Below are 16,376 nucleotides of genomic sequence, written 5' to 3'. Positions count from 1 at the left end.
GGCCTGTATGATGCGGATCTTCTCATCATCAAACATGTTGATGGTAAGTTTAATCCAGCTGATTTCAGCCATTTTCTCCACCTTGCTTTCTGTGTTATACTTTTGGTGTAATTTGCTTTAATTACAGGCTGATGTTTGCCCATCAGCTTTTTTTGTACCATCCTTTAAATCTGCGTTTGTACTCCGCTTGTGCAGAAGCCAACGTTTTCTTGCTATATGTATTTAAGCTGTGATAGTGAGGCATTTCTAAAAATGAGCCATCAACTAAATTCACCTGAAATACCGGTACAGATTTACCATCAACCAATTCATATATCCTTGCGAAGTTCGCATCTACTTTACTTTGACTATGGGTTATCCCACGTTTTCCGAGTACATCTGTTAATAAAGCAAAACTCATCCAACCACCCTTTCCAAATGAACCGATACACGCGCTATGATTTTTGAATCTCTGAAGAATTTTGAGAAACCGATATAAGGAATTTCGAAATCTGTCCGATCGTGAACAAAAGCATTTTCAGTTGTAAGACTATTGAATCCAGCAAAGAATTTATCCACTCCATCAATTGGATCAGGCGTTTCATCAATTGGATCAGGCGTTTCATCAATGCGTAACGTTACATCTATACTCGCTCCTGCTCTCATTGCATCCACAACAGCCTTTTCTTCTGCTGTTAGGTAATACGATTCATATTCTTGTCCGTTCAGGTTCATGTCTTCCGTCCCCTTTCATGGGAAAAGCAAGCCTTGCTCAATGCCTCCGACAATTCCGGCCAGCATCAATGCAATAAAAACGACTACTGATGTTCCGATAACAGCTACCAGTTTATTTTCAAATTCTTCGGTAAATATCTTCATGTGATCACATCCTTTATATTTTCCTTTCGTTAAAGAACTTCCTGACATCCTCACGATCAAATCGGTATTCATTATCGGAAAAGCGCGTCATCTGGAGTCCCTCGGCGATCCACGTTTCTATCTTGTCGTTACCAACCTTCAAAGCTTTTCGCAGTTCCGTCTTATTTGGATATGGGGGCAAATCGTAGTACATGTTATTCGCCTGTGCTGCTGCATCCAAACAGATTGAAACAATGGACCGCTTCAGTTCCTCTTGGAGGTTATGCGGAATTTCAAGCGGGATATTAACTTCCATCGTTACACCTCCAATGATATTTGGCTGTTGAGTTCTTTTATTTCAAGCTTTGTATTTGTACATGGCTCCCAATCTCCCCAATACTCTAAGCCTTGCTCTTCGTATTTCTTCGGCAGCATGTCATACCGTGGGATCCCAAACTTGTTTTTAAAATCTCTACCAGCCTCAGCGAATACTTTGTTACTTAATTTTTTGTAAGCATTTGAACTTTTACCACCTAAAACTGCTACTACTTTTTTTCTCCTAAGAGATTCCATCCTCATCAATGGATATGGAGATATTGGCTGCTCTTCTTTTAGATATGCAACATCCTCCTCGATGACATCTACTTTTTCACGAAGTTCCTTCTGTGTTTTAAGCGTTGCAATCATGATGTCCTCCTGAGACATTGGCACTTCATACTTTCCTGTTTTACGAATTGCCGGGAGGACCTCGCTTGTTACCCATCGTTTGAATCGCTTGGAACTTGGTAATTTTGATTTAATAATCAAGCTATACAATCCAGACTCATTAATGATGACTAGGTTTTGTTTTCCGCCAAGGGTATCGTGAAACGCGACCCCCTTATCTTCATCATCAACATGTCTGGCAATCGCATCATTTGCATTTGAATAACCTAATACATCAGTAACATCTTTCCCGATGAACCAAGGGTCACCATCTATCGATTGAGTTCTTATGTCATTACTTTCGAAATCGAATACCATCAATTCACTCATAAATTTATACCTCCTGTTTAATGTGTTAAACCTTTAGTTCAAAAAAATATCGCTGACTTTTATTCCTAAAGCTTCAGCAATTTTCTTTAATGTCCTTGTGGTAGTGACATTTATTGTGCCTGTCTCCAATCCCGATATGATTGTGCGTGATACACCTGACTTCTTTGACAATTCATCCTGAGACATCCCGGCTTTTTCTCGCGCTTCTTTAATTTTAAATAACAATTCGCTCACCTCCTTGTTCAACCTGTTAAACATATATTAATACAAGGGTACTATCCTGTCAAGTATATTAAACTAAAATGTTTGATAAAAAGTTCAATAGACTGTACAATGTTACCATCAGGAGGTGATGAAATGTTTTTAGGAGAAATAGTTAAAAAATTTAGAGTAGAGCATAAAATGTCAATGGATGAATTTGCGAAGATTTCAGGTCTCAGCAAGGGATACATATCGATGTTAGAAAAAAATGAAAATCCCAGAACTAAAAAAGCGATAGCACCTTCAATAGAAACTATCAAACAGGTATCTGAAGCTACTGGAATAGATTTTAATGAAATAATGGAGTTATTAGATGATGATTTGGAACTAATAATAAACAAAGAAGATCACCAGCATAGCCACAACCACACACCAATGAATAAACAACCATCAGCAATGGCATATAAAGAACTTAAAGGCGCTATTGCTGCCGGAATGCCGTTGGAAATGTTCGAAGTGCCTGATATTGTCCAGGTACCAATTGATGTAGATACAGCTTTCCCAAAAGCGTACTTCCTTATTGTTAAAGGCGATAGCATGAATAAAGTTATTTCTGAAGGTATGTATGCTTTGATAGATCCATGTGAAGAATTGAATAACGGTGAAATTGGAGTAATCAGAGTAAACGGAACAGAGGCTACTTTGAAGAGGTTTTATAGGATGGGAGATTACATAATGCTTCAACCTGAATCTACTAACCCTGAGCATAAAAATCAGATATATACAACAAAAGAGGAAATAGAAATGATTTCGATATTAGGAAAATTAGTTTGGGCCATGACACCTATTGGAATGAAATTTTAAGGAGGGATTTATTTGAAGAAGTATATCGGATTACTAGCAGCTTTATTTTTATTTGCTGGATGCAGCACTGCTGAAGAAGAACCAAAAGAAGTGGATGCAGTGAGTTCATCGATTGTCGAAGTAAAAGAACCATTAAACGAACAGCAACAACTAACATTAGATAGCTTGTCTGATTTCAATTCATTTGCCAATAACTACGCTAATGTAGAACCAATTCAAAGAACTGCCTTATGGGATGACTATATATCCGGAACTAAAGTAACATGGACAGGAACTGTTGTAGAGGTTTGGGATAGCGAGATTATATTGATAGATTCAAATTATTACGATGGAACATTATTTCAAGAATTAAACGGAAAACCAGGTATATACCGCGTGTTTATAGCTGATTTTAATTATGATATCGCCACATCTGCTATAACACCGGGACAACAATTGACTGTTACAGGAGATTTAGATTCAAGAGGAAATCCTAGCGATCCATTCGGTAACTGGAAAATGTACAGCTCAGAGATTGTGCAGTAAATTTTCTCCGTGTTTACCTCATGAGGAAGGAGGATAATGAGTGATAAGCGAATATCAAAAGAAGAATGGTAAAAAAGCATGGATGTTCAATGAGTATATAGGCACCGATAGGACAACTGGTGTGCAAAAATATGCTACAAAAAGAGGATTCCGATCTGAAAGAGAAGCGCGGACAACTCTAAATAGAATGAGAAGCGATTTTGAACGAGGAGAATTGCAAGCGACAAACCGCATTAAATTTAAAGATGTATATGATATATGGATGGAAGAGCATCGACGGATGGTAAAGCAAGGAACTGTTGTAACTACTAAGCGTTACGCGCGGCTGCATGTTCTACCGAAGCTTGGTAATAAATACGTGCAAAGCATCGATCTGTTGGAATGCCAAAGAGCCGTGAATGAGTGGTCCGAACATTTCGCATCAGCTAAATACCCAAAAGGCATAGCACAACAAGTTTTGGATTATGCTATGCTGTTAGGTTACATAAAAGAAAACCCCATGAGGAAGGTACGGCTCCCAAAAAGGGTATCAGATTTATCAAAGCTAGATAATTATTATAATCTGGATGAATTGAAGTTCTTTTTTGAATGTGTTAAGGATTATAATAACCCAAAAATGTCTATGTTCTTTAGATTATTGGCTTTTACAGGAGCAAGAAAAAGCGAAGTACTCGCTTTGCAATGGGGAGATATAGATTTTAATGGAAAAACAATTAATATAACAAAAACGGTATCACTTGATGAGTCAGAAAATGCGATCATCACAACCCCAAAAACAAAAAAATCTATCAGAAAAATAAGTATTGATGATCAAACGTTGATTGAGTTAAGGCAATGGAAAACGATACAGTCTCAATATTACTTAGCAAAAGGAATTAATATATTTGGTTTAGATCAATTTTTATTCACTACAAAAGAGAATAAGATATATCTACCAACGCTTGTAAATGAATGGTTATATTATTTGGAAAAAAAATACCCTCTAAAACATATCACTCTTCACGGATTTCGGCACACTCATTGCAGCTTGCTATTTGAAATGGGTACACCACTTGAAGAGGTGCAAGAACGACTTGGACATACTGATATAAAAACAACAATGAATATTTATACACACGTAACCGAAAAACGAAAAGAAAAAACTGCTGAGAAGTTTGCAAAATTCGTTAACTTTTAAAAACATCATCAAAATATCATCAAATTTAATTTCGGAATATTTTTTCACAAGCAAAAAGCAAAGGGAAGTTGCTACAACAACAACCCTTTGCTTTGTTTGTGTTTTAACCTACGCTTCCTTCCATTTCATACGCAATCAGTCTGTTCAACTCGACTGCATACTCCATCGGAAGTTCTTTGGTGAATGGCTCCACGAAGCCCATGACGATCATTTCGGTCGCTTGGGACTCGCTGAGGCCACGGCTCATCAGGTAGTAGAGCTGCTCTTCGGAGATTTTGGAAACTTTCGCTTCGTGCTCCAGGGAGACTCTGCCGTTGTGGATTTCGTTGAACGGAATTGTGTCGGAAGTGGAGATATCGTCCATGATGATCGTGTCGCACTCAATATGCGAGATCGATCCTTCCGATTTCTTGCCGAACTTCACTTGTCCGCGGTAGTTCACTGCCCCGCCATCTTTAGCGATCGACTTGGAGACGATTGAGCTGGAAGTGTACGGTGCGTTGTGGATCATTTTTGCACCGGTATCCTGCAGTTGGCCTTTGCCGGCGAAGGCAACGGAAAGCATCGTTCCTTTGGCGCCACGGCCATTCAGGAATACGCTCGGGTATTTCATGGTCACTTTGGCACCTAGGTTACCGTCGATCCATTCCATTGTCGCATTTTCCAGAGCTACTGCGCGTTTCGTCACCAAGTTGTAGACATTGGCTGACCAGTTTTGGATGGTCGTGTAGCGGCAGTAAGCATCCTTCTTCACGATGATCTCAACAACTGCACAATGCAGGCTGTCGGCCGAATAAGTCGGTGCGGTACAACCTTCAACATAGTGAACGCTGGCGCCTTCGTCGACGACGATCAGCGTGCGTTCGAATTGGCCGGAGCCTTCGTTGTTGATACGGAAGTACGTCTGCAACGGCACATCGCATTGGACGCCTTTGGGCACATAGATGAACGTGCCGCCGGACCAAGCGGCCGAATTCAAGGCCGCTTCGAAGTTGTCAGTCGGCGGTACAACAGTGGCGAAGTATTCCTTGAAGATTTCTGGATATTCCTTCAGGGCCGTGTCTGTATCGGTGAAGATGATGCCCAATTTCTCGAACTCATCCTTCATGTTGTGATAGACGGCTTCCGATTCATACTGGACCGTTACTCCGGCCAGATAGGCGCGTTCGGCTTCAGGGATCCCGATTTTTTCGAAGGTTTCCTTGATTTCGTCAGGCACATCCTCCCAGGTTCTGGCGACTTTATCGGTGGCCTTCTGGAAATAGGTGATTTCGTCGAATTTGAGTGTGGATAGATCCGGTCCCCATTTCGGCAACCCTGCTTTTCTGTATGCTTCCAATGACTTCAGACGGAAATCCAACATCCATTGCGGTTCATCCTTAGACTCGGATATTTCTCTGACGATTTCTTCAGTCATCCCTTTTCCGGTCGAATAGATGATTTTTGCGTCGTCATGAAAGCCAAATTTATAATCGTCAACTACTGGTACTTCGCTCATAAGATCTCTCCTTCATGCGGGGATTCCGCTTGTTCTTCCCCTTTTTCTTTTTTGTCTTGGAGAATCGCTCTTTCCAAAGCCTTCCAAGCCAAAGTAGCGCATTTGATGCGGGCCGGGAATTTCGCGACGCCGTTCAGGACGATCGCTTCGCCGAGGTGTTGCTCATTCGGCTCGATTTTGTCCTGGACCAGCAGGAAAAATTCTTCTGCCAAGTCCAACGCTTCTGCCTTCGTCTTGCCGATGACTACGTCCGTCATCATGCTGGCGCTGGCTGTGCTGATGCTGCAACCGTGGCCGGAGAACTTGGCCTGCTTGATGATGTCGCCATCCATCGCCAATTGCAGTGTGATGACGTCGCCGCAGGTCGGGTTGTTCAGTTCGATCTGTTCGTCGGCGTTTTCCAAGGTGCCGTAATTGTGCGGATGACTGGAGTGGTCAAGAATGACATGGCGGTATAGGTTTTCTAGTTTAGATAAAGCCATCTTTGAAAAACTCCTTTATTTTATGCAAGGAGGCGATGAATTGATCGGCCTCTTCGAATGTGTTGTAGAAATAGAAACTCGCTCTGGCAGTCGAGGATACATCCAAATAACGCATCAACGGCTGCGCGCAGTGGTGACCGGCTCGGACGGCGATGCCTTCCATGTCGAAAGCCGTAGCCAAGTCATGCGGGTGGACCCCATCAAGGTTGAAAGTGATGACACCCGTGTGCTTTTCCGGATCGGCAGGACCGTAGACAGTGATGCCTTCGATCGCCTGCAGTTTCGGCAGCACGTAGCGCACCATTTCCTTCTCATAGGCTTCGATGGCATCCATGCCGATCGCTTCGAGATAGTCAACGGCAGCACCAAGGCCGATTCCGCCGGCGATATTCGGGGTGCCCGCTTCGAATTTCCAAGGCAGGACGCTCCAGGTGCTTTCCTGATCGTAGACGAAATCGATCATTTCGCCGCCGAATTCGACAGGCTCCATCTTTTCAAGCAAGGCTTCCTTGCCGTAAAGAACGCCGGATCCGGTAGGCCCCAGCATCTTATGGCCGCTGAAAGCGTAGAAGTCGGCATCCAGTGCCTGCACATCGACTTTCATGTGCGGCGTCGACTGCGCGCCGTCCACGACGATGTAGCCGTTGTGTTGATGGATCAAAGCGGCCAGTTCCTTGATTGGGTTGGTGATTCCCAACACGTTCGAGGAATGGCAGACCGACAGGATCTTGCCTTTTGCAGTGATGACTTCGGCCGATTTTTCGACATCGACGAAGCCGTCTGCAGTCAACGGCAGGTAGACCAATTTGGCCTTCTTGCGTTTCGCCAACTGTTGCCAAGGAACCACGTTGGAGTGGTGCTCCATCGGCGTGATGTAGATTTCGTCGCCCTCTTCAACGATCAGATCGCCGAAGCCGACAGCTACCCAGTTCAGGCCGGTCGTCGTGCCGCGGGTGAAGAGGACTTCCTTCGTCGAAGCGGCATTGATGAAGCGGCGCAATTTTTCGCGGGCGGCTTCATAGGCTGAAGTCGCGCGTTCCGCCAAAGTGTGCACGCCGCGGTGGATATTGGCGTTGTCAAACTCATAGTAATGTTGGATGGCTTCCAGCACCTGTTTCGGTTTTTGTGAAGTGGCCGCATTGTCCAGATAAATCAGCGGCTCGTCGTTCACGGTCTGGAAAAGGATCGGGAAGTCCTGTTTGATTTTATTTGCATCGATCAAAGCTTCATCAACTTCCTTTCGATCATCTCCACCAAGCTATCACGGATTTCTTTAACCGGGATGGCCGCGATGACCGTACCCAGGAATCCACGGATGACCAGACGTTCTGCTTCTGCCTTAGGGATACCGCGGGAAAGGAGATAGAACATCTCTTCCGGGTCGACGCGTCCGACGCTGGCGGCATGGCCGGCTGTGACGTCGTTCTCGTCGATCAACAGGATCGGGTTCGCATCCCCTCTGGCGTTATCGGACAACATCAGGATGCGGCTTTCTTGCTGCGCATCGGCGCCCTTTGCGCCTTTGATGATGTGGCCGATGCCGTTGAAGGTCAAAGTCGAACGGTCCATGATGACCCCGTGCTGCAGAATATGGCCGATCGAGTGCTTGCCGTAGTTTGTGACGCGGGTATCGATGCCTTGCACTTGTCTGCCTGTGGAAACAGCAACGACTTTGATTTCACTGTGAGAACCGTCGCCGATCAGATCGGAATCGAAATCGGAGATGACATTGCCGTCGTTCATGACGCCAATCGCCCAATCGATGGAAGAATCCTTCAATAGGTGGCCGCGGCGGTTGATGTAGACGGATGTGTTTTCGCCCAAGGTGTCGACTGCAGAAAATTTGACTTGCGCGCCTGTTTTCGTGATGACTTCAACAATGATGTTGGCGCTGTTCTTTTCGTTGCCTTCGGTTTCGTAGCGCTCCACGTATTTGACTGAGCTGTTCACGTCAGCGACCAGAAGCACGTGTTTGACGAAGCTTTCCTTCACGTGGGAATTCTGGATGAACAGAGCTTCCAACGGCTCTTCGATGACGACGTTCTTCGGCACGTAAAGGAAGACGCCGCTGTTCATGAAGGCTGTGTGGAAAGCGGTGAAACGGTCTTCTTCCGGCTTCACGGCTGTCGTCATGTAGTATTCTTGGACCAATTCAGGATAATCCTGAGCGGCTGTATATAAGTCGGTAAAAATGACGCCTTGATCGATCAAATGCTGTGGCAATTGCTCCATCAGCGTCACATTTCCGTATTGTACGATTTTCGGTGTGTCGCCCAAGTCGTATTGGAGACCTTGGCTGTTGACCAATTCCTCGCCGTATGCACCGGCAGAGATGGTTGTGTCAAGGAGCGGCCAACGGTGGTAGCTGATGCGTTCCATCAATGGGAAAGCTTGCTCTTCGTATTTTTCCAGCCATTCCAAACGTTTCGTGCGCATCCATTCCGGTTCTTCCTTTTCAATGGAAAACAGGCGAACCGCATCCAACAAGGACGTTTTTTCTTCGTTCAGCATGTGACGTCCTCCTATTCTTCATCCAAATGGATATCTAGACCTAATTCGTCGCGGATGCCGCGGTAGCCTTCCGCTTCCAGACGTTTCGCCAAGCTGGCGTCGCCGGATTTCACGATGCGGCCGTCCATCATGACGTGGACGAATGTAGGATGTACATAATTCAAGAGACGTTGGTAATGGGTAATGATCAGGACGCCGAAGTCAGGACCGGCCATCAGGTTCACGCCTTTGGAAACGACTTTCAAAGCGTCGATATCCAAACCGGAGTCGATTTCGTCAAGGATCGCGAATTTCGGTTCGATCATCATCAATTGCAGGATTTCGTTGCGTTTCTTTTCTCCGCCTGAGAAGCCTTCGTTCAGATAACGTTCAGCCATTTCTTCCGGCATATTCAGGATTTCCATTTTTTCGTCCAATTTCTTGATGAAATTCATGACCGAAATTTTGTCGTCTTCCGGGCGGCGGGCATTGATGGCCGCGCGCATGAATTCAGCGTTTGTGATGCCGGCGATTTCGCTCGGATATTGCATCGCCAGGAACAGGCCTGCGCGTGCGCGTTCGTCGACTTCCATTTCCGTCACATCTTGGCCGTCCAAGAGAACTTGGCCTTGTGTGATTGTATAGCTCGGATGACCCATGATTGCTTGTGACAAAGTCGATTTACCTGTACCGTTCGGCCCCATGATGGCGTGGATTTCACCGGTGTTCATCACCAGGTTGACACCCTTCAAAATTTGTTTATCCTCAATGGAGACATGCAGATCTATTATTTCTAAAGTAGACATAAATTAACTCCTCACAATCTATATATTTTAATCGAACCTTCATTATTGACACTACGACTATTTTAACCCAATTGAAAACCTTTCGCAATGGAATCATTATGAAAACCCCATTAATCAACGATACTTTTTTTCAATTTATAATCATTATAAACTATCGACTCGTTTTGTCCACTTATAAGAACGATTCTTTCCCATATTCTCGATTATGTTGTAAAATGGTAAAAATCAGTCAAGACCGAAAGGAAGTCAACATATATGAGACCATTGATCGGCATAACCGGCAACCAATTACTGGAAGCTGTCCCGGCTTTCTCAGGAATATCCGTCGCCTACACCCCCATCGGATTCGTAAAAGGGGTCCAGGCTGCAGGAGGCAATCCGCTGATCATTCCGATCGGCGCGCCCGAAACGGCAGCGGACTATATTGCCAAAATCGACGGGCTATTGTTGACGGGCGGACAGGATGTTTCCCCGAACTTTTACGGAGAAGAACCAAGCTTGCATATCGGCGCTACCTTCCCTTTGCGCGACGACTTCGAAATGGCGCTCATTGAGGAAGCCCTCAAACAGAAGAAGCCTATTTTGGCGGTGTGCCGCGGCCTGCAGATTTTGAACGTTCAGATGGGCGGCAGCCTGTACCAGGACCTTGCGCATGAATACCCAGAAATGCGCATCCAGCATCAGCAGAAGACCGACTTCAAATATGCAACCCACTCCGTCATCGTGATGGAAGGCAGCCATCTCCGCGGACTCGTCGGCGAAAAGCTATCGGTGAATTCCTTCCACCACCAAGCGTTGAAAGTCGTCGCCAAAGGTTTGCAACCAGTCGGATACAGCCCAGATGGTCTTGTTGAAGCCGTCGAAGCGACGGATCCGGAACAAAGCATCCTTGCCATCCAATGGCACCCAGAGACAATGATACCGGAAGCCAAAAACATGCGACTGTTCTTTGAGGATCTGGTCGCGCGGGCTGCACGCTAGGAGGATTGCAGGTTTCGGGGTTCAGCTCCGGCCAGGATTCCTTCGCCGGAGTTGGGGGCTGAAAGGTTTCGCGTCCTCCGGTGAGACAAACCTCGCCGGAGGACGAACGGGATAATCAATCTGTCCTCCTGCCAAGATTCTCTCGCAGGAGGACAGATCAATCCGGGGCCGGCTCCTCCGGCCAACCCGGCCTTCGCCGGAGCAAAATCAAAACAACAATAAAAGGCAAGCACTCGGACTCGATGTCCGAATGCTTGCCTTTTTATCTTCTCACATTCTTTTACAGTCCGGATTCATTCTGCAAAGCTTCGAAAGCTTCAGCGGATACATCCGTCAGTTCGACGATCCAGTTCACTGCTGTATCGCTGCTGTTCAGGTTCTCAGGATTATTTTCCAACGCTTCGTTGACTGCTGTAATCGTCCCAGCCAATGGAGAAGCCAAGTCGGTCATCGCTTTCGCGGCTTCGACACCGATCAAGGTATCGGTCGTTTTGATCGCTCCAACTTCAGGAAGGTCGATGAAGCTGACTTCGCCCAAATCATCCTGGCCTTTTTCGGACAGGCCGATGATGTACTTGTCCGCTTCCTTCTTGATCCAAAAGCCGTTCTCGCTGTATTTCACTGTGATTTCAGTCATGTTATTTTCCTCCTTCGTTTATTTCCAAGTCGTGGTCAATTTATCTTCGTCGTGGCCGACCGTGATTTGCGTACCGTCCGTGACGAATGGCCGGCGGATCAGCATGCCGTCCGATTCCAGCAGATCCAGCGCTTCTTCCAGCTCCATGCTGTCGAGTTTGTCCTTCAATTGCATTTCTTTGTACAGGTTGCCGCTCGTGTTGAAGATGCGGCGCAGCGTCAGTTTCCCTGATGCGATCGCTTGGCGGATGCTTTCCCGGTCCGGGCGCTCTTCGCGGATATCCTTCAATTCGTAGGCGATGCCTTCTTCGTCGAACCAAGCGCGCGTCTTTTTACAGGTCGAGCATTGGGGATGTTGGTAAATTGTGATCATGCAAGTGCCTCCTTTGGTTTAGGGTCAGTTTCCGAAATGTTCGTCCTCATCCGAGAACATGTAGCTGCGATAATGGTAACGCATCGACATAACTAGTCCAATCCCGAGCATATTGCCGAGGAGAGCCGAACCCCCTTGCGAAATGAACGGCAATGGGATACCGGTGATCGGCAACAGCCCGATCGTCATGCCAATATTTTCCAATACGTGGAATAGGATCATCATAATGACTCCCGTAGCCATGTAAGCATAAAATTCATTTTTCGTATCGAAACAGATGCGGATCATCTGGTAAATCAGCAGGAAATAGATGAAAATGAGAAAACATCCGCCGATGAAGCCGAAATTCTCGCCGATCGTGGAGAAAATCATATCGGAAACGCGCACCGGCACGTAGACTTCAGAAACGCCGAGGCCTTTGCCGAACAGTTTGCCTGATCCGATCGCTTTCATGCTTTGCGCCAGTTGATAGGCATCCCCGGTGCTGTCCCCAAATGGGTCGAGCCAGGAATCGATCCGGGCGAATTGGTAATTCTGGAAGCCGAAATTCAGGAGCACATCGCGGTTGTAGACCACCAGGTAAATGAGCAACGATCCAAGCGCCCCAATCGTCCCGAATACGGGCAACAGGATTTTCCAGGAAACCCCGGAAAGGAACGTCATACCGATGATGATCGCCAGGAAAACGAGTGTCGTCCCGAGGTCATTCTGCAGGATAACCAGCAGAAGCGGCGGTGCCGACCACATGGCGATTTTCAGCAGCAAGTTCATGTCAGTCTTTTCAGTCCGGTCATCGATATGCATATTGTGCTCGGTGATGACCCGTGCCAGCATGATGATGAGCGCGACCTTCACGACTTCCGAAGGCTGGAAAGTGACGCCACCGAAGCGGAACCAACTCTTCGCCCCTTGCAGCGCATACGTGTTGCGGTCATAGAAAATCAGGACCAGGAACAGAAGCAAAACACCAGCTCCATATGCGATCGGCGCGACTTTCCAGAGTTGTTCGGAATCAAAATGCATCACGATGGCCGCAGCGATGATGCCAATGCCGTACCAAATGAGCTGCATGATGGTCGTATCGATCCCTCCGTCCGTCTGAAGGACAGTAGTTGAATAAATCGTCAGGACACTGATGATGGCCAGAAGGAACACGGACAGGATAATGCCGTAATCGATCTTCGAAACATCTGCATTCTGCGTATTTTGTTGATTTCGCATGATTAAATCCTTTCTTTCAAAAACAATAGGCGTACTATCTATTCATTATATAGAAACTTCGCTCAAAAAAAAAGGCGAGGAGGTTTAAAAAAACCTAAACCTCTCTGCCTTGTCTTTCCGGATTGTATAATATGTCTGCCTGTTTGTTCGTTTGGATGCGCAGCTTTTTACGGATCAGGCGCCGTTTCAAAGATTGTTCATTGACTGTCAGCGCCAATGCGTTCTTCGAATAACGGATTGCATAACGGCTCTCTTCTTTCAGTACGACCGGCATCGGCCGGAAATAATGGTATAGCATCACATTAAGGAAGCCTCCCAGAATCAGCACCGTCCCCATCAGATACAACCACAGCAGCAGCGTGATCACGACTCCGATTGCACTGTTTCCAATGGCTTGGCTTCCGGCAACTCCGACATAAAAGGAGAACAGTTGCGAAATCAACAGAAAGCCGAGCGTTGCGAACGCTGCACCCGGCACCGAAAATTTGATGGACCAACGCACATTTGGCACCACATAATAAATGACCGTCATAATGATTACGATGATCAGAAAAGCCCCGATCCACCGGACATTTTCGAAGGCAGTGATGAAGTCCAACTGGATGGACAAAAATTCTTCGAAGAAATCACGGATGTATCTGCCGAACATAAACAGGACAGCGACAAGCGAAATCATGGCGACCAACAGGAAGGCGATCACAAACGAAAAGATTCTGTGGACAATGATATTCTTGCGCATCTTCGTATTGTACACTTGATTCAAAACGTTCTGAAAGACATTGAATGCTTTCGAAGCCGTCCAAATCGATAGGACCAGCCCGAATGAAACCACTCCGCCACTGCCGCTGGACAAGTATTGTTCCAGTATCGGTGTGAGGGTGTTGCTGATTTCAAGCGGCAAGGCCATCTCCACATAGGACAGCACTTGCTCACGCGGCAACGGTAACAAGGGTATGATGTTCCCCAGCAACAACAATGTCGGAAGCAATGCCAACAGCACATAGTAGGCCATCTCAGCCGACTGCCGCCCGATCTCCATCCTGCCCCAATGTTCCTGGAATAAGCCGACAATTTGGCGAATCTTGGGATTTCTGATGTATTTTCTTAATGCGTTCATTATTTTTTCCTCCCGCCAAACTCTATAGCTTAATCATAGACAAAAGCGGCTGCGATTGCCACAGTTAAGCATCGAAAATGCTTGTGCTAGTAATCAGTCCTGCTCCGGTGAAGGTTCCCCCGCCGGAGATGGAGACCGCTAGAAAATGTCACCTCCGGCCACATCGGCTTCGCCGGAGGTCGCCTGCCCGATACCGCCTCTCCTCCGGCCAACATTCGTTCGCCGTAGTTGATCGTTGGCGCGCAAGCTGTTCTCCGGGCAGAGCCCCGCTTATCGGAGCTGACGCCGTGCTCCGGCGAAGCCGGTACTTGCCGGAGTTAGTGACCCAAAAAAATGTCACCTCCGGCCACATCGGCTTCGCCGGAGGTCGCCTGCCCGATACCGCCTCTCCTCCGGCCAACATTCGCTCGCCGTAGTTATTCGTTGGCGCGCAAGCTGTTCTCCGGGCAGCACGCTTCTCACCGGAGCTACCGCTCACCCCTCGGCAGTTACCAACTAAAAAACAGCTCTCATCCAGCACAAAGGCCTTGGGAGAGCTGCTTTACCATCAATAAATTAGTCTACTTTCACGATCCAACCTTCCGGCGCTTCTAAGTCGCCGAATTGGATGCCGGTCAGTTCTTCATATAATTTGCGTGTCACAGGTCCGACTTCTGTTTCGGAATTGAAGACATGGAAATTGTCGCCGTATTGGATGCCGCCGATTGGAGAGATGACTGCAGCTGTACCGCAGGCGCCGGCTTCGCTGAACCCATCCAGCTTGTCGATGAAGACATCGCCTTCTTCGACTTCCATGCCCAAGTGATGCTGAGCCAAATACAACAAGGAATATTTGGTGATGCTTGGCAAGATTGATGGTGATTTCGGAGTCACGAAACGGTTGTCCTTCGTGATACCGAAGAAGTTCGCTGAGCCCACTTCTTCGATCTTCGTGTGCGTCGCTGGATCCAAGTAGATGCAGTCGCTGAAGTTGCGATCATGCGCTTCTTTACCAGGCAGCAAGCTGCTTGCGTAGTTTCCGCCGACCTTGGCTGCTCCCGTACCATGCGGAGCGGCACGATCATAGTCGGACACGATAAAGTTAGTCGGCGTCAAGCCGCCTTTGAAGTAAGGGCCGACCGGCATCGCGAAGATGGAGAAGATGTATTCGGTCGCTGGGCTGACGCCGATATTGTCGCCGACACCCATCAAGTAAGGGCGCAGATAAAGCGTGCTGCCGGTGTTGTATGGCGGCACCCATTTTTCGTTGGCCTTAACTACCGCTTTAGCCGCCTCGACAAATTTTTCCACAGGATACTCAGGCATCAACAAGCGTTGACAGCTGTTGATCATCCGCTTGGCATTTTCGTCCGGACGGAAAAGGTTGATGCTGCCGTCTTTTGTACGGTACGCCTTCATCCCCTCGAAGCAGGATTGGCCGTAGTGCAGAACCGGAGAGCCTTCGCTGATGTGGACTTTGTTGTCGGTCGTCATTTCGCCGTCGTCCCATTTTCCGTCTTTCCAATAAGAAATGAAGCGGTAATCCGTCTTGATATAAGTGAATCCTAGATTTTCCCAATCGATGTTCAACGCTTTTTGTTCTTCTGTCTGTGTCATTTCTGTCATCCAAACCACTCCATATCTATATTATTTATCAGAATTAACGATAAGAAAAGCTGAACGGGTTCGTTCAGCCCTGAAAGAAATTTAGGAAATCGTGCCATGCAACGTTCCCTACGGTCACCTTGTACTGGGAGTCTAAGGGATGAATCCCAAAGACTCCCATGCAACTGAGCATCGTAGAGCGCAATAGGTACGATTTATCTAATTTCCGAAGGGCTAACCCGTGAAGCTAGCCAACTGTTTTGATTGCACAAAACCTTTTGTAAACCTGTAAGACACCAAAGGTGATGCACTTTTGTATTCAAAATATTTTATACTTTTCAACTCTATAAAAAAAAGAATGAGCCTATGTGATTAGGCTCATTCTTTAATGAGAGCCCAATGAAACGGAAAGAGGACTCTACTTGTAATAAGTAAGAATCCAGGGCTAAATCACTTTTAGAATGACTAGGGCATCGAATGAGAACGATGCTTTCTTATTGTTCTGTAGTGTGCACATTCCGCAAGTCGCATCCATTCTCATTCTCCCCC

The 16,376-nt window shown here is 46.7% G+C and carries 20 protein-coding genes and 1 pseudogene; 4 read left to right on the top strand and 17 right to left on the bottom strand.

Going from position 1 to position 16,376, the window contains the following annotated elements; translation table 11 throughout:
• From BLV66_RS15475 to BLV66_RS14605, 7 genes and pseudogenes are all read right to left on the bottom strand, one after another.
• Window positions 1-72 (bottom strand): annotated as a pseudogene (locus tag BLV66_RS15475) (phage replisome organizer N-terminal domain-containing protein); the annotation flags it as partial.
• Window positions 73-142: 70 nt separating this feature from the next.
• Window positions 143-400 carry a hypothetical protein gene (locus BLV66_RS14625; RefSeq protein ID WP_086987753.1) on the bottom strand — a complete coding sequence of 86 codons (258 nt, stop codon included), beginning with the start codon at window positions 398-400 and terminating at the stop codon, window positions 143-145.
• Complete coding sequence (locus BLV66_RS14620) at window positions 397-714, bottom strand: hypothetical protein (RefSeq protein ID WP_086987752.1); 318 nt, start codon at window positions 712-714, stop codon at window positions 397-399. The genes BLV66_RS14625 and BLV66_RS14620 overlap by 4 nt, the downstream gene beginning before the upstream one ends.
• Window positions 715-729: 15 nt before the next feature.
• Complete coding sequence (locus BLV66_RS15870; protein ID WP_256327919.1) at window positions 730-858, bottom strand: hypothetical protein; 129 nt, start codon at window positions 856-858, stop codon at window positions 730-732.
• A gap of 13 nt (window positions 859-871) precedes the next feature.
• Window positions 872-1,153 carry a hypothetical protein gene (locus BLV66_RS14615; RefSeq protein WP_086987751.1) on the bottom strand — a complete coding sequence of 94 codons (282 nt, stop codon included), beginning with the start codon at window positions 1,151-1,153 and terminating at the stop codon, window positions 872-874.
• A 2-nt stretch (window positions 1,154-1,155) separates the two neighbouring features.
• Complete coding sequence (locus BLV66_RS14610) at window positions 1,156-1,872, bottom strand: ORF6C domain-containing protein (RefSeq protein ID WP_086987750.1); 717 nt, start codon at window positions 1,870-1,872, stop codon at window positions 1,156-1,158.
• Between the two features lie 33 nt (window positions 1,873-1,905).
• A complete protein-coding gene (locus BLV66_RS14605) occupies window positions 1,906-2,097 on the bottom strand; it encodes a helix-turn-helix transcriptional regulator (RefSeq protein WP_245826762.1) in 192 nt (63 codons plus the stop codon).
• A 132-nt stretch (window positions 2,098-2,229) separates the two neighbouring features.
• Between BLV66_RS14605 and BLV66_RS14600 the strand changes: the two genes are divergently transcribed.
• The 3 genes from BLV66_RS14600 to BLV66_RS14590 are packed head-to-tail and all read left to right on the top strand — an operon-like array spanning window position 2,230 to window position 4,639.
• A complete protein-coding gene (locus BLV66_RS14600) occupies window positions 2,230-2,937 on the top strand; it encodes a helix-turn-helix domain-containing protein (RefSeq protein ID WP_176974302.1) in 708 nt (235 codons plus the stop codon).
• A 12-nt stretch (window positions 2,938-2,949) separates the two neighbouring features.
• Window positions 2,950-3,462 carry a putative periplasmic lipoprotein gene (locus BLV66_RS14595; RefSeq protein WP_086987747.1) on the top strand — a complete coding sequence of 171 codons (513 nt, stop codon included), beginning with the start codon at window positions 2,950-2,952 and terminating at the stop codon, window positions 3,460-3,462.
• A 40-nt stretch (window positions 3,463-3,502) separates the two neighbouring features.
• The gene (locus BLV66_RS14590) at window positions 3,503-4,639 is read left to right on the top strand and encodes a tyrosine-type recombinase/integrase (protein ID WP_086987746.1); all 1,137 of its coding nucleotides are present in this window, start codon (window positions 3,503-3,505) and stop codon (window positions 4,637-4,639) included.
• A 103-nt stretch (window positions 4,640-4,742) separates the two neighbouring features.
• On the opposite strand, the gene sufB is transcribed toward BLV66_RS14590, so the two are convergent.
• Genes sufB through sufC form a run of 5 tightly spaced genes read right to left on the bottom strand, consistent with a single transcriptional unit; the run spans window position 4,743 to window position 9,915 of the window.
• Entirely contained in the window at window positions 4,743-6,137 is a 1,395-nt protein-coding gene (sufB, locus tag BLV66_RS14585) for a Fe-S cluster assembly protein SufB (RefSeq protein WP_086986508.1), read from the bottom strand.
• On the bottom strand, window positions 6,134-6,619 hold the full coding sequence (gene sufU, locus BLV66_RS14580) for a Fe-S cluster assembly sulfur transfer protein SufU (RefSeq protein ID WP_086986507.1): 486 nt from the start codon (window positions 6,617-6,619) through the stop codon (window positions 6,134-6,136). Before sufU ends, sufB begins: the two co-directional genes overlap by 4 nt.
• Window positions 6,606-7,841 carry a cysteine desulfurase gene (locus tag BLV66_RS14575; RefSeq protein ID WP_086986506.1) on the bottom strand — a complete coding sequence of 412 codons (1,236 nt, stop codon included), beginning with the start codon at window positions 7,839-7,841 and terminating at the stop codon, window positions 6,606-6,608. The genes sufU and BLV66_RS14575 overlap by 14 nt, the downstream gene beginning before the upstream one ends.
• Window positions 7,838-9,130 (bottom strand): Fe-S cluster assembly protein SufD, encoded by a 1,293-nt coding sequence (sufD, locus tag BLV66_RS14570; protein ID WP_086986505.1) that lies wholly within the window; start codon window positions 9,128-9,130, stop codon window positions 7,838-7,840. The genes BLV66_RS14575 and sufD overlap by 4 nt, the downstream gene beginning before the upstream one ends.
• 11 nt (window positions 9,131-9,141) lie before the next feature.
• On the bottom strand, window positions 9,142-9,915 hold the full coding sequence (gene sufC, locus BLV66_RS14565) for a Fe-S cluster assembly ATPase SufC (RefSeq protein WP_086629058.1): 774 nt from the start codon (window positions 9,913-9,915) through the stop codon (window positions 9,142-9,144).
• 255 nt (window positions 9,916-10,170) lie between these two features.
• On the opposite strand from sufC, the gene BLV66_RS14560 reads away from it, so the two are divergent.
• Window positions 10,171-10,896: a gamma-glutamyl-gamma-aminobutyrate hydrolase family protein gene (locus BLV66_RS14560; RefSeq protein ID WP_086986504.1), complete on the top strand. Its 726-nt coding sequence runs from the start codon at window positions 10,171-10,173 to the stop codon at window positions 10,894-10,896.
• Window positions 10,897-11,176: 280 nt separating this feature from the next.
• Here the strand turns inward: BLV66_RS14560 and BLV66_RS14555 are convergent, their stop codons facing one another.
• The 5 genes from BLV66_RS14555 to BLV66_RS14535 all read right to left on the bottom strand — a co-directional run bounded on the left by BLV66_RS14555 (window position 11,177) and on the right by BLV66_RS14535 (window position 15,839).
• Complete coding sequence (locus BLV66_RS14555; RefSeq protein WP_086986503.1) at window positions 11,177-11,533, bottom strand: glycine cleavage system H family protein; 357 nt, start codon at window positions 11,531-11,533, stop codon at window positions 11,177-11,179.
• 18 nt (window positions 11,534-11,551) lie between these two features.
• Window positions 11,552-11,905, bottom strand: a complete 354-nt coding sequence (locus tag BLV66_RS14550) for a Spx/MgsR family RNA polymerase-binding regulatory protein (protein ID WP_086986502.1) — start codon at window positions 11,903-11,905, stop codon at window positions 11,552-11,554.
• A gap of 24 nt (window positions 11,906-11,929) precedes the next feature.
• Window positions 11,930-13,126 (bottom strand): FtsW/RodA/SpoVE family cell cycle protein, encoded by a 1,197-nt coding sequence (locus BLV66_RS14545; RefSeq protein WP_086986501.1) that lies wholly within the window; start codon window positions 13,124-13,126, stop codon window positions 11,930-11,932.
• A gap of 94 nt (window positions 13,127-13,220) precedes the next feature.
• Window positions 13,221-14,243, bottom strand: a complete 1,023-nt coding sequence (locus tag BLV66_RS14540; RefSeq protein WP_086986500.1) for a YihY/virulence factor BrkB family protein — start codon at window positions 14,241-14,243, stop codon at window positions 13,221-13,223.
• A 555-nt stretch (window positions 14,244-14,798) separates the two neighbouring features.
• Complete coding sequence (locus tag BLV66_RS14535) at window positions 14,799-15,839, bottom strand: branched-chain amino acid aminotransferase (RefSeq protein ID WP_086986948.1); 1,041 nt, start codon at window positions 15,837-15,839, stop codon at window positions 14,799-14,801.
• Between the last annotated feature and the right edge of the window lie 537 nt (window positions 15,840-16,376).

This window comes from Trichococcus collinsii, from assembly GCF_900107505.1.
GTDB classification, from domain to species: Bacteria; Bacillota; Bacilli; order Lactobacillales; family Aerococcaceae; genus Trichococcus; species Trichococcus collinsii.
This window is presented reverse-complemented; position numbering and strand designations above follow the sequence as displayed.

Coding starts and splice junctions, on each gene's coding strand:
- BLV66_RS14535 (WP_086986948.1), bottom strand. CDS start 15,839: ATGACACAGACAGAAGAACAAAAAGCGTTGAACATCGATTGGGAAAAT.
- BLV66_RS14540 (WP_086986500.1), bottom strand. CDS start 14,243: ATGAACGCATTAAGAAAATACATCAGAAATCCCAAGATTCGCCAAATT.
- BLV66_RS14555 (WP_086986503.1), bottom strand. CDS start 11,533: ATGACTGAAATCACAGTGAAATACAGCGAGAACGGCTTTTGGATCAAG.
- BLV66_RS15870 (WP_256327919.1), bottom strand. CDS start 858: ATGAAGATATTTACCGAAGAATTTGAAAATAAACTGGTAGCTGTTATC.
- BLV66_RS14610 (WP_086987750.1), bottom strand. CDS start 1,872: ATGAGTGAATTGATGGTATTCGATTTCGAAAGTAATGACATAAGAACT.
- BLV66_RS14615 (WP_086987751.1), bottom strand. CDS start 1,153: ATGGAAGTTAATATCCCGCTTGAAATTCCGCATAACCTCCAAGAGGAA.
- BLV66_RS14625 (WP_086987753.1), bottom strand. CDS start 400: ATGAGTTTTGCTTTATTAACAGATGTACTCGGAAAACGTGGGATAACC.
- BLV66_RS14545 (WP_086986501.1), bottom strand. CDS start 13,126: ATGCGAAATCAACAAAATACGCAGAATGCAGATGTTTCGAAGATCGAT.
- sufD (WP_086986505.1), bottom strand. CDS start 9,130: ATGCTGAACGAAGAAAAAACGTCCTTGTTGGATGCGGTTCGCCTGTTT.
- BLV66_RS14560 (WP_086986504.1), top strand. CDS start 10,171: ATGAGACCATTGATCGGCATAACCGGCAACCAATTACTGGAAGCTGTC.
- BLV66_RS14550 (WP_086986502.1), bottom strand. CDS start 11,905: ATGATCACAATTTACCAACATCCCCAATGCTCGACCTGTAAAAAGACG.
- sufC (WP_086629058.1), bottom strand. CDS start 9,915: ATGTCTACTTTAGAAATAATAGATCTGCATGTCTCCATTGAGGATAAA.
- BLV66_RS14620 (WP_086987752.1), bottom strand. CDS start 714: ATGAACCTGAACGGACAAGAATATGAATCGTATTACCTAACAGCAGAA.
- sufU (WP_086986507.1), bottom strand. CDS start 6,619: ATGGCTTTATCTAAACTAGAAAACCTATACCGCCATGTCATTCTTGAC.
- BLV66_RS14600 (WP_176974302.1), top strand. CDS start 2,230: ATGTTTTTAGGAGAAATAGTTAAAAAATTTAGAGTAGAGCATAAAATG.
- sufB (WP_086986508.1), bottom strand. CDS start 6,137: ATGAGCGAAGTACCAGTAGTTGACGATTATAAATTTGGCTTTCATGAC.